The following is a 12,374-nucleotide window of genomic DNA, read 5'->3' on the forward strand; positions in this document are numbered from 1 at the left end:
CAACGTCTCCTGTGTTCTTAACAGTGATCGTATACGTCAGTTCCTCACCCGACTGTGCCTTGTTATCGCCGCTCGCATCAACAACCGTTTTAACTGAACTGTGTGATGGGCTGTTCTCCGTAGGGATATCTACTGGTGGGGTATCTTCGTCACCCACTGTAGCGATGTTACGGATATTTGTCACTCCTGTAAGATCGGCAGTTACAGTAACCTGGAAAGTAACTGATTTAGAACCGCCGAACGGTACATCAATACTCCAGTTGATATCGCTGCCGGTCTGTGTTCCGCCCGCAGTAATACTACCAGCAACCAATGTGGTATTCGCTGGAATAACATCCTTGATAGAACCGTTCATCAGGTCAACATCTCCTGTATTGTTAACTGTAATTGTATAAGTTAAAACTTCGCCAGACTGTGCTTTTCCATCACCACTAGCATCAGCAACTGTTTTATCAAAAGTAAAATCTGGGTTCGAATTCGTTGGGATCTCCACCTCCGGTCTTTGCGGTTCTGGCAATTCATTACCGCTAACCGTAGCCACATTATAGATGTTAGTGATACCAGTTAAGTTTGCAACAACCTTGACAACAAATGTAACCGTAGCATTTGAGTTCGCTGGAATGGTTAGATTATTCCAAGCAATTGTATTATTACTGGATGTGTACACCCCAGCACTTGTATTATTTAGATAAGCTGTGTTGGCTGGTATAATATCGGATATATTTACTGTGATATCTCTATCATAGTTATTAGTAACCTTAATTGAATAAGTTAATTCTTCATTGGACTCAGCCTTACCATTGTTGCTGTTGTCACTTACTGATTTCTCCGTAATCACATTACAATTATTCGTTACAGTGATCACCACTTCGTTTGAATAAACGGTGCAGACACTGTTATTTAGTGTCGAAGTAGATACTCGACGGTAAGAAGTTGTTACAGTCATAGCACCGGGAGTGTATGTAGCTGCTGTAGCCCCATTAATTGGACCCCAACTAGCACCATTGTCAACACTAAGCTCCCATTGATAAGCAAGGGTGCCTGTAGCTGAACCAGTTGTTGCCGAAGTGATGGTTACCGGTACTGTACCATTACATACTGTTTGAGAACCTGCGATTGTTCCTGCTTGAACAATATTAATGGCAACCGTAACCTCTAAACGCTGAACACTCTCACAGCCTCCAACGGTCTGTGATGCATAATATTTCTGACCATCAACCAATATAGTTGTAGGCGAAAGTAGATTACCTCCTGTAGCGGCATCGTACCACTGAAGACCTGTCCCTACTGCCTGTAGGTTCGCTACTGTATGTGGCGCGATCTCACAGAAGGTCTGCGTAGACTGTGTCGTTGTTGGAGCAGCGACTACCGTAATGGCAACCGTAACCTCTAAACGCTGTACGCTCTCACAGCCTCCAACAGTCTGCGATGCATAATATTTCTGGCCGTCAACCAAGGTGGTTGTAGGCGAAAGTAGATTACCTCCTGTAGCGGCATCGTACCACTGAAGACCTGTCCCTACTGCCTGTAGGTTCGCTACTGTATGTGGCGCGATCTCACAGAAGGTCTGCGTAGACTGTGTCGTTGTTGGAGCTGCTACACTCGTAACAGTTATAGTCGACTCACTTGAAACAACCGTACAATTGCCATTGGATACCGTAACACGCACCTTACCTCCGTTATATGCTAAGGAAGATCCGGTAAGTGTTAGCGTATTTCCACTAATAGTAATCTTATCCTGTGTTGTATTTGGTAATGCTACCCATCCTGAGCCAGAGTTATATTCCCAAGCATAAGTAAGATTGGAACCAGTTGCTGTTACTGAAATGGAACCAGCACTTCCTTCACAAAGTATTAAATCTTGAGGTTGTGATGAAATCTCTGGTCCCTCTACGACATTCACTGTAAAAGAAACTCGTTCACCAATACAGGTCGTCGTACCTTGTGCTACCCAATAAGTAATACTTTGAGCAGTTGCTGTCGAAGGATGCAAACTTGATACATCTAGTGGGGTCGTAGCTGTTGCAGATTCATAGAAAAACAATTGGTAACCTGGTATAGAAACAGTAGCCAAAGTACTCAACAAAGGAGCTTCTTCACCAATACAATACGTAGGGTTTGTGACATTAGGTGTCCCTTCTATAGAAGTGACCTTAATCTTGAACATAAAGGAACAGGTACTACCTTCTCCCCTCGGTGGAATACCATAATAAGTAATCTCCGATCCAGGAGTTCCAGGGAAAGGGGTATCGTTGTTATACTCCGTTCCAGTTCCTTGGAAAGTTCCTGGATTTATACCCGAATAAAAACGAGTCCCTGCAGGAAACTGATTACGAATTACAGAAACCGGAATCTTATTGTCTACAACATCACTTTCACAAAACAGAATGGTCTTATTCTGGAATTCTGTCCCACTACAATTGCTACCTGGATTCACCTTTATTCCAGTCGGGGAAGTTATCACAGAGTTTTCACAAACGGCTCCACCACTGTTCCTACCAAAAATAAAGTTTCCAGCGTCACCCAAACTTGCTTGTGAATTAGCGCCTGTACCAGATACACCTCCATCTACAATCATGTAAGCCGGGCATTCGTTATTAGTTAAAACATAGCAATCATCAGTAACTCGAAACTTGTAAGTCATTGTTGCCAAAACCGGATCACCCGCAATTTTAGGTAATGTTCCTAGGTTCCAGGTCAGCATTCCAGTAACAGGATTAAACACAGGCTGATTAGCCGGAATAAAACCTGAACTTCCTACGCCTGAACTAGAAACATAGATCCCAGTATAAGGCATTGGAATATTCACAACCGCATTATTAATGGCTTCTGCCCCCGTATTTTTGATAGTCAATGTGTATATCAACTCTTGGCCTGGACTGAGAGTTAAAGTAGGATCATGTTGATTCCCGACGGGAGTTCCATTAATGGATACCAGCTTATTTTCAGGTTCTACTTCAGGGATATAAGCATCAACAGCAAATGTAATGTTATAAATAATATAAGTATCCTGTTCAGTTCCATACTTAAACTTTGTCCCTGTCTGATTATTAGCTATAATAGAATTTCCCGCATTAGGGATATCAAATATTGCAATATCCACTCCTGTATTATTTGTTAACAGTGGATTTCTCGGCGTTGGGGTAGTCCCTGTATAGATAGATGAATTAAAAAAGTTACCAGGAAGGTTTCCACCATGTTGCAAGCGATTCCAAGTCGGGGCTATATCCGTATAAGTCCCGGCAGTAGCAATCTCAAAATAGTCAGGTTTACGGTTATCTGAAGAGCTCGCTCCTTCACCAATATTTTTATCCCCTTCACCCGCCATAATTCCCATCGTAACATTTACATCACCATGCTGAGCGGCTTGAAATCCGGAGAGAGCGATCTGTTCACTGTTATTACCACTTGCGACATAAGCAAATCCATCAAAAACCGTCACGTCCCGCCATTTCATTGTTTGGTTTTCATAAATAACCACCATTCCCCAACCGCCATAATAACCGGTATTGCCACCATTTCCTTCTGAAAGAGCAAGGTCAGCAATAGTATATTCACCAAATCTATTCGTTTTTACATAATCGGTTATTTCAACATATCCCGCATACATTTGGTTATTATCTTCACTCGAAATATTATTATACCGAATATCATTTGCATTAGCTTCCAGCTCCGTATATGTACTTGAGCCTGGCCCTTTGATTTGAACTTTTCGCTTATTCAACAAAACTGGAACTTGGTTCTCAACTTGATATTGCCCTGTAACCGATATACGCACAAATGATCCATTATTGTTAGTATAACCAATTTGATCGAGTGTAAACTTCACTCCATTAACACCTTCATCAAAAATTACAAACGGAGAACTAAGTGTTCTTGTATTTCCACCTCCGGTTTGATTACCTGTCGGATTCAACCAATTTCCACTGGTACCCATGCGATAAGTAATTGCGCTTCCATTTGAAGTTCTTCTTTTAAACTGCACAATAGGTTGACCAGATACGGAGGAAGAGAAAGTAAATATGCGATCGTCACCATCGATATCAATAGACATATTGTAACTCGTATAATCAATAGAAGAAGTATTACTATAAATCGTCCTGTTAGTCTGATTGGATGGCACATTTGCATACGAATACTCCGTTCGACTACCAGACTCAACATCCATATTGTTCGTATTTGCACGACCACTCCAATAAAGCCCCGCAAAGACAATGTTTGTACAAGCTGGATCTAACCCTGCTGGAACCTGCAGAGTAGCAGATGAAGAATTGATCCTACTATTATCAACATTGACAAACTTCATCGATTGACTACTGTTATCGCCGCTACTTTCATCAGTCCTTCGCATGTTGGTATTCCCAATCATAGTAAAATCACCTTTCACGTTGTAGATCTTCTTAATGGGTTGACCATTCACCAAGTTGTCCGGATGTGTAGATGACCGTTGCGTAAAGCCCTTTCTGACCTGAGCCTCGACATTCCCCATAAAACCAAATAAACAGCATAATAGCACAATAAAGCTAAAGATAGCCTTGCTCTGCTTTTTTTCTTTGATATTTAGATTTTTCATAACTGTAATTTTGAAAGAGACTTAGTTGACTTCTGCTGATGATTTATAAAGAATAGAGAAACTTACATCTCCATCAGCCGTCGAGAATATTGATTGTACCGCAGAATTGCTCATAGATCGCTCCGATGACACAATCACGTATTTCAATACAGGAAAAGCAGTAAGCAGGTCCGACTGTTTGAACTGTATTCCACCAACTTGCATATTTCCAAAATTGATAACCAACAGCTCAACAGCCGAAAAATCTACTATGTTATTGGATCTGATTAATCCATTAAGTTTTGTTACGGCTATATCAGCAACCTTTGCTTTCCCTTTTCCTACAATTACAGGATTAATGTTATCCGATTTAATAAAAACAGAAGGATTTAAATCATAATACAGGTGGTGCAACCGCTCTGCTTCTGTTCTATTTCCCTCTTTCTTCAGCAAATCAATTTTAGCATCTAATGATACCGGATTAGCTTGTTGCCCTTTAACGTCTATTGTGATAAGACATAGGAATAAAAAAGACATAAGAAAGAGTAAAGTATTATGCTCCGTCCTTAGTCGAAAAACTTCCTTGGTAGTCAATCGAAGTCCAATGCTTCGAAATTCTGTAAAATAACTTTTCATAACCTTCATATTTTAACGATGCCTGCGCGACATCCGATTTGTTTGGCAATTGAAGTGATCAATAGAGTGTGAGCACCTCGCTTGTTTATTTCTTAGTTAACTCGTTTGTTTGGGGAATAAGAAACTTCATAGTCGGCACTAATCCATCATCACTTTGGGTCTTATTTCCTGAACGAAGTTTGCAATAAAAAAGAAAGATAATAGTGAATCTAAGTAGACACCTATGGGGACAAAATGCATCTATGGTGGACAACACCTAGGAAACTAACACAAATAACAAGTGGACAAATCCAAAATAAACCACTAAAAAACAACACATTAACAAATATCACTCGAGGACAGAGTGGGGGGGACAGAAAAAAAGCAGAATAAATCTCGGGAAAATAGTAAAGGACAAATTAGGACAACAAAACAGGACATACTGTCCATCCAAATTGATTAATTTATACACTTTATGTGAAAAAACTTCACGTACAAATTGACAAGTTCACAACTTATAGCATGCTTTGCCAACCTGCTAGATTCTGTTGGTGAGGCGCTGGATCGTCATAGAAAAGCAGCAGAGCATAATAGAAAAGCGCTAACAAAAAATGCCCCCAGTCAACGTATTTTGACTAAGGGCATTTAAAAAAATGCTATTTAACAACTTTATTATTTATGTCGTTCTTCCAGGTTCTTGGCTATGGTCTCTAAGGCAAATCCTTTTTCCCGTAGTAAAACCAGTAGGTGAAAAACCAAATCGGAAGTCTCATCGATAAATTCTCTTTCTGTCTGTGCTAAGGCAGCGATTACTGTTTCAACAGCTTCTTCACCGACCTTCTGAGCGATCTTATTTAATCCTTTGCTTCTTAAGTGATTTACGTAAGACTCTTCAGAAGGAAACTCATAGCGTTGTGCTATAATACGTTCCAATTCCGCGATAAAATTATTCCCGTAAGCGGTACCAAAACAGCTTCTACTTCCCGTATGGCAGGTCGGTCCTGCCGGTTGTACCTTTATAAGGATGGTATCTTGATCACAATCGATATGAAAACTCTTCATCCATAAAAAATTACCACTTTCTTCGCCCTTGGTCCAAAGTCTATTCTTTGACCGCGAGAAAAAGGTTACTTTTTGGTCTTTTTGTGTCTTTTCCCAGGCTTCACCGTTCATATAACCCAACATCAGAACCTCTAGTGTCTGAACATCCTGAATGACTACAGGAACGAGGCCGTCACCCTTTTCAAAATCTATCATTTGTTTGTTAGTATTGCGTAGTTATCGTACCGATATGCCTTCGGTTCGTAATCTTTCTTTTAATTCTGGTATCCGTATTTCTCCGTAATGAAATACGGAAGCTGCTAACGCAGCATCAACGTTGGCTTCTTGAAATACGTCAACAAAATGCTGCTCATTGCCTGCTCCGCCCGATGCTATCAAAGGAATATTAATCTGTTTATTAATAGTCCCCAACAGACCATTATCAAATCCATTCTTTGTCCCGTCATGATCCATAGACGTGAGCAAGATCTCCCCTGCTCCGCGGCTTTCAGCTTCTTTTATCCATTCTTCGGTAAGGATATCCGTCTTTTCTCTGCCCCCACTCAAATGCACATAGTTCTTTCCATCGATAAATCGGGTATCTACCGCCACAACAACAAACTGTGCTCCAAATGCTTTTGCCAGATCATCAATCAACTGTCGATTGCGAACCGCAGCCGAGTTGATGGATATTTTATCGGCTCCGCTATGGAGAAGAATCTCGGCATCACGCATCTCATTGATACCGCCACCGATTGTGAATGGGATATTAACCTGTCTAGCAACGGCCTTTACCAAGTCAATCGTGGTCTTACGCCCTTCATGCGTAGCGGCGATATCTAAAAAGACCAGTTCATCCGCGCCCTGCTGAGAATACTGCCAAGCAAGTTCGACCGGATCACCGGCATCACGAAGATCGACAAAGTTGACCCCCTTGACGGTGCGTCCATCCTTAACATCCAAACATGGAATAATACGCTTAGCCAGCATATTAGAATCTAATTAATGTTTTTAAGTTCCAGTCTTTAATTTCGTCGATAGAAATTTTATTCTCATAGATCGCTTTACCTACGACACAAGATTCTAATCGCCCTAATTCATTTAAATTTTCAATATCCTTCATGGAAGATATTCCGCCGGATCCAATTAATTTGATAATGGGTGAATGATCCAATAGTTTCTTATATAGATCGAGACCAGCACCACCTAATTTGCCATCTTTTGAAATGTCGGTACATAAGAAGCGGAAAAAGCCTAAAGCAAGGCATCTATCGATATATTCCATCAGCTTGATTGGCGAACTCTCCAACCACCCTGAATACTTAATAACCTCATCCAAGACATCAATAGCAATCACGATATGGTTTGCATATTTGACACGACCTTCATTCAATTGTGCAAGGTCTTCTAAAAATGTCGGATTAGTAATAGCCTGTGTACCTACGATAACACGATACACACCGGCATCAATCAGCTCCTTTACCTTTTCAATGCTACGCACACCTCCACCATACTGAACCTTCATATCTGTACGGCGTACAATATCAAAAAGATATTCTTGATTAGAGAAATCGCCTTTAGCACCATTCAAATCAATAATATGTACCATCTCAGTACCATTAGCATGGTACTTTTTCATCTGATCTTCTAAAGAAATATCATAGGTAGTAACATCTTCGTAAGAACCTTCTCTTAGCCGAACTACCTTCTTGTCTAAAACATCTATCGCTGGAATGATATACATAATAAAGTAAAAATTAAAAAGTTAAAAGTTTAAAAGCCTATTCTCTCCTCTTACCTTATAACAGGCCCAGGGTTGCAAAAGTAGTCTTTAATTTTTAATTATATTTTAGAAAAATTCAATAATAAACGCTCACCGTACACACCTGACTTTTCAGGATGAAACTGTACCCCATAGAAATTATCCTTTTGAATCGCAGCTGAATACGTTATTCCATATATACAGCTCGCAGCTGTAAATTCCGAACTATGTTCTATAAAGTATGAGTGTACGAAATAAAAATAAGTATTATCTGGTATTCCAGTAAACAAAGCACAATTGATTTCAGGAATAACGCTATTCCATCCCATATGAGGGACTTTTAGCGCCACCCGATTTGCAAAATGTAACGTATTTAACGGGAATACAGACAATAGATCTACTTTTCCTTCCTCCGAAAAAGCGGTTAACAACTGCATACCTACGCAGATACCCAGCACCGGCTTTTTTAAGGAAAGAATAGTATCCACCAAACCAGTCTCTCTAAGTTTTGTCATAGCAGTCCCCGCATGTCCAACTCCAGGAATAATCACACGATCATAAAGATCAAAATCTTCCTTATTGTTGATCATCCCATATCCTACCTGGATTCGATCTAATGCTGCCGTTAACGAAAAAATATTGCCCGCACCATAATTAACTATACCTATCATTGTTAGTATTTAGTAGTTAGATATTAGTAGTTAGATATTAGTAGTTAGATATTAGTAGTTAGATATTAGTAGTTAGATATTAGTAGTTAGATATTAGTAGTTAGATATTAGTAGCTATACAGTCTAAATACTAAGTACTAAAAACTTAATACTGTTATAATACCCCTTTTGTACTTGGCAACTGCATATTCTCTGCATCACGTCGTACAGCCTTTTTTATCGATTTTGCAAAAGCTTTGAAAATGGCTTCGATTTTGTGGTGCTCATTTTCGCCTTCTGCTTTAATATTCAAATTAGCTTTTGCAGCGTCCGAAAATGATTTGAAAAAGTGGAAAAACATCTCCGTAGGCATATCTCCTATTTTCTCGCGCTTAAATTCAGCCTGCCACACAATCCAGTTTCGACCGCCAAAATCCAAAGCAACTTGTGCCAAACAGTCATCCATTGGCAAGGTAAACGCATACCGTTCAATACCACGTTTGTCACCAAGCACCTTCAAAAACGCCTCTCCCAGAGCTATCCCCGTATCTTCGATCGTATGATGTTCATCGATATGAAGATCTCCTTTTGCATGCACTGTCAAATCAATCGCGCCATGACGAGCGATCTGATCCAACATGTGATCAAAAAATGGAAGTCCAGTATGGATATCAGCATTGCCAGATCCATCCAGATTGACCTTGATATAAATATCCGTTTCATTCGTTCTACGGTGATGTTCGGCTGTACGGGTACTCAGTTTTAAAAACTCATAAACAGCTTTCCAATCGGATGTCTGCAAGGCAACACCATCATCCGTAATGGCTACCTGTTCAGCCTTTCCAAGTTCATCATTATTGCGTAACCATATCGCCTTAGCACCAAGATTTTGGGCTAATTTAACATCGTTGACACGATCTCCAATCACAAATGAATCCGTCAGGTTATATTTTGTTTTATCAAAATACTCAGTCAGCATACCTATACCAGGCTTACGTGTTGCCGCATTTTCGTGTGGAAAAGTCTTGTCAATATGCTCTTCAGCGAAGAAGACGCCTTCTGCTTTAAATGTATCAATCACAAAATTATGTACAGGCCAGAAATTTTCCTCTGGATGTGATGCAGTACCTAACCCATCTTGATTGGACACCAAAATCAATTCAAAATCCAACTCACGAGCAATACGGGGAAGATACTGTAATGCTCCTGGATAGAATTTTAGCTTAGCAAAAGAATCAATTTGTTCATCTTCCGGCTCCAGGATGAGCGTTCCGTCTCGATCGATAAATAAAACTCTTTTTATAGGATTTTCCATAATAATTAGCTGTAAAATTGTCTAATAGCACGGATCAACTTACTGTTCTCTTCGCTTGTACCTATGGTCATCCTTAAACAACCGTCGCATAATTCTACTTTGGAGCGGTCACGAACAATAATACCCTGATTCACCAAGAAGTTATATAATTCACGAGGTTCCATCAAGTTGACCAAGATAAAATTGGCATCAGATGGTGTAATGCGTACAACCTGGTCTATCGTAGACAACGCGGCTACCAGCAACTCTCTTTCAGCAACCGTCTGTTGAATCCAATTATTAACCATGTCCACATTTTCCAGAGCTTTCAACACCAGATCCTGCGTAGCCTGATTGATGTTATAAGGTGGCTTAATTTTGTTAAAAACCTGAATAATCTCTTTGCTTGCGAATGCCATCCCTAATCGTAACGCGGCCAATCCCCAAGCCTTGGATAGTGTCTGAAGAATGACAAGATTGGGGTACTCGGCAAGCTCCTGCGTGAAAGAACGTTGCTTAGAGAAATTAATGTATGCCTCGTCGATCACGACCAAACCCTTGAAATGCGTCAGAATAGTCTCCATGTCTTTTCGGTTGATGCTATTACCCGTCGGATTATTGGGCGAACAGATAAAAATCATCTTGGTATGCATATCAAGGGCTTCGGCAATACCATTCAAATCCAACTGATATTCCTCCGTGAGGTTAACCTTACGGATCTGTACATCATTGATATTAGCCGATACCTCATACATCCCATAAGTGGGGGGCACCAAAATTACATTGTCTACTCCAGGCTTACAGAATGCACGATATAGAATATCGATGGCTTCGTCACTCCCATTTCCCAAAAAGATATGATCTACCGGTACTCCTTTAATCTGGGCTAGTCTTTCTTTAACCTGATGCTGCAATGGATCTGGATAGCGGTTGTAATGATGATCCAACGGTGAACCAAAAGCATTTTCATTCGCATCTAGCAATACAGACGCTTCTCCTTTAAATTCATCTCTCGCGGAGGAATAAGGGACCAGTTTTTTGATATTGTCCCTTAGTAGGTTATCTAAGTTGAAAGACATATTTTTTGTCCATTAAAATTGAGGTATAAAGATGGTTAAAAAATCACAGATTCACTAAACTTTATACCAATTGCCCTCTAAAGACAGTACACTTTGTTCAAACATAGTCTTAGCCTCTTTGAGCAAAGGTTCTAAATCTTTATACCTTGCTGAATAATGGCCCATTAACAAGCATTTTGCGCCCACCAGCGCTGCCACCTGGGCTGCTTCAAGGCCGGTGCTATGTAGCGTTTCCATTGCCCGTTCCAACAAATCTTGTTCAAAGGTCGTCTCGTGATACAAAAGATCCACCCCTGTTATTGCCTGCATATACCCGGCGAAGGCTCGTGTATCTGAACAATAAGCATAGCTCCTGGAGGGGGGCGCAGGGCGCGTCAGCTCGGAAGCCAGGTATTTAATCCCGTCGGGGCCTTCACAATCTATGCCTTTCTTCAACTGCTGCAAAAACACCGTGGGAATATTTAATCCCGTGATTTTTTCAGGGATTAAAGAAGCAGATCTTTTTCCTTCATCAAATCGAAAACCTGTAGTCGGCACCCTATGGGCAAGGGGAAATGATCGCACCGTAAGCATCGGGGATTTCATAATTACCTCTTCGATATCTGGATTGGTAGGATAAAATTGTAGGTTATAGCGCAGAGTGGTATCCGAATGTTTAAACTGAAGAGTCAATATTTCCATAAGCGCAGCAGGGCCATGCAAGTGTAGCTCTGATTTACGGCCATTTAAATTCATAGATGACAGTAGACCGACAAGACCCAAATAATGATCTCCATGAAGATGACTGATGAAAATACGGGAGATTTTATTACTTTTAATACTGTAACGGTGCAATTGCATCTGTGTCCCTTCACCACAATCGATAAGAAACAACTGCTCATTAAAATTTAAAACCTGCGCCGTAGGGTGACGATCATAAATAGGAGTTGCAGAGCTGTTTCCTAAGATCAAGACCTCAAACTTCATCTCCTAGACACCCCCTATCAAGTCCCGCTGAATCTCATTACTAAAAATAAGATCTTCGGCTTCCGTAATCGATTTGACTATCGTAAAAAATTTATCCAAATGAGCTACCTTCAAAATATGTCGGACGCCGGGTGTTAATCCTGTAATGATGAACATTCCGCCCGCGCCCTGGCATAGTCGATCGGCCAATAATCCCATACGGACTCCCTCCTCGCAGATATCTTCAACCTGAGACAGGTCTAATACAATATTACGCTGACCCGAAGTATTCCGAAGCATAAACTCTCCCTTCAAAAAAGCCGCTGCAGCTGCATCTAATACAGAAGCAAGTGGTTCAATAACCACGTACCTCTCGTGTTTGTCAATAGTGTATCGCATCTTTAATTTTATTTTAAAGTTATGAGGTTAAATTTAA

10 protein-coding genes are annotated in these 12,374 nt (G+C 40.5%); all 10 read right to left on the reverse strand.

Features of this window, described 5'->3' with window-relative positions:
• On the reverse strand, nt 1–4,573 hold a 4,573-nt coding region (locus tag G7B20_RS05580; protein WP_164109125.1), incomplete at its 3' end, for a DUF11 domain-containing protein.
• 21 nt (nt 4,574–4,594) lie between these two features.
• Nucleotides 4,595–5,188 (reverse strand): hypothetical protein, encoded by a 594-nt coding sequence (locus G7B20_RS05585; protein ID WP_164109127.1) that lies wholly within the window; start codon nt 5,186–5,188, stop codon nt 4,595–4,597.
• 651 nt (nt 5,189–5,839) lie between these two features.
• The gene (hisIE, locus tag G7B20_RS05590; protein ID WP_164109129.1) at nt 5,840–6,424 is read right to left on the reverse strand and encodes a bifunctional phosphoribosyl-AMP cyclohydrolase/phosphoribosyl-ATP diphosphatase HisIE; all 585 of its coding nucleotides are present in this window, start codon (nt 6,422–6,424) and stop codon (nt 5,840–5,842) included.
• Between the two features lie 21 nt (nt 6,425–6,445).
• A complete protein-coding gene (gene hisF, locus G7B20_RS05595) occupies nt 6,446–7,198 on the reverse strand; it encodes an imidazole glycerol phosphate synthase subunit HisF (RefSeq protein WP_164109131.1) in 753 nt (250 codons plus the stop codon).
• Nucleotide 7,199: 1 nt separating this feature from the next.
• Nucleotides 7,200–7,952, reverse strand: a complete 753-nt coding sequence (locus G7B20_RS05600; protein ID WP_164109133.1) for a HisA/HisF-related TIM barrel protein — start codon at nt 7,950–7,952, stop codon at nt 7,200–7,202.
• Nucleotides 7,953–8,050: 98 nt separating this feature from the next.
• A complete protein-coding gene (gene hisH / locus G7B20_RS05605; protein WP_164109135.1) occupies nt 8,051–8,641 on the reverse strand; it encodes an imidazole glycerol phosphate synthase subunit HisH in 591 nt (196 codons plus the stop codon).
• Nucleotides 8,642–8,795: 154 nt separating this feature from the next.
• Nucleotides 8,796–9,935 (reverse strand): bifunctional histidinol-phosphatase/imidazoleglycerol-phosphate dehydratase HisB, encoded by a 1,140-nt coding sequence (gene hisB, locus G7B20_RS05610; RefSeq protein ID WP_164109137.1) that lies wholly within the window; start codon nt 9,933–9,935, stop codon nt 8,796–8,798.
• 5 nt (nt 9,936–9,940) lie between these two features.
• Nucleotides 9,941–10,993, reverse strand: coding sequence for a histidinol-phosphate transaminase (hisC, locus tag G7B20_RS05615; RefSeq protein ID WP_164109139.1), 1,053 nt, complete (start codon nt 10,991–10,993; stop codon nt 9,941–9,943).
• A gap of 54 nt (nt 10,994–11,047) precedes the next feature.
• The gene (locus G7B20_RS05620; RefSeq protein WP_164109141.1) at nt 11,048–11,959 is read right to left on the reverse strand and encodes a ribonuclease Z; all 912 of its coding nucleotides are present in this window, start codon (nt 11,957–11,959) and stop codon (nt 11,048–11,050) included.
• Nucleotides 11,960–11,962: 3 nt separating this feature from the next.
• A complete protein-coding gene (locus tag G7B20_RS05625) occupies nt 11,963–12,337 on the reverse strand; it encodes an STAS domain-containing protein (RefSeq protein ID WP_164109143.1) in 375 nt (124 codons plus the stop codon).
• Nucleotides 12,338–12,374: the final 37 nt, after the last annotated feature.

The sequence above is a fragment of the Sphingobacterium sp. xlx-96 genome (assembly GCF_011007365.1).
GTDB classification, from domain to species: Bacteria; Bacteroidota; Bacteroidia; order Sphingobacteriales; family Sphingobacteriaceae; genus Sphingobacterium; species Sphingobacterium luzhongxinii.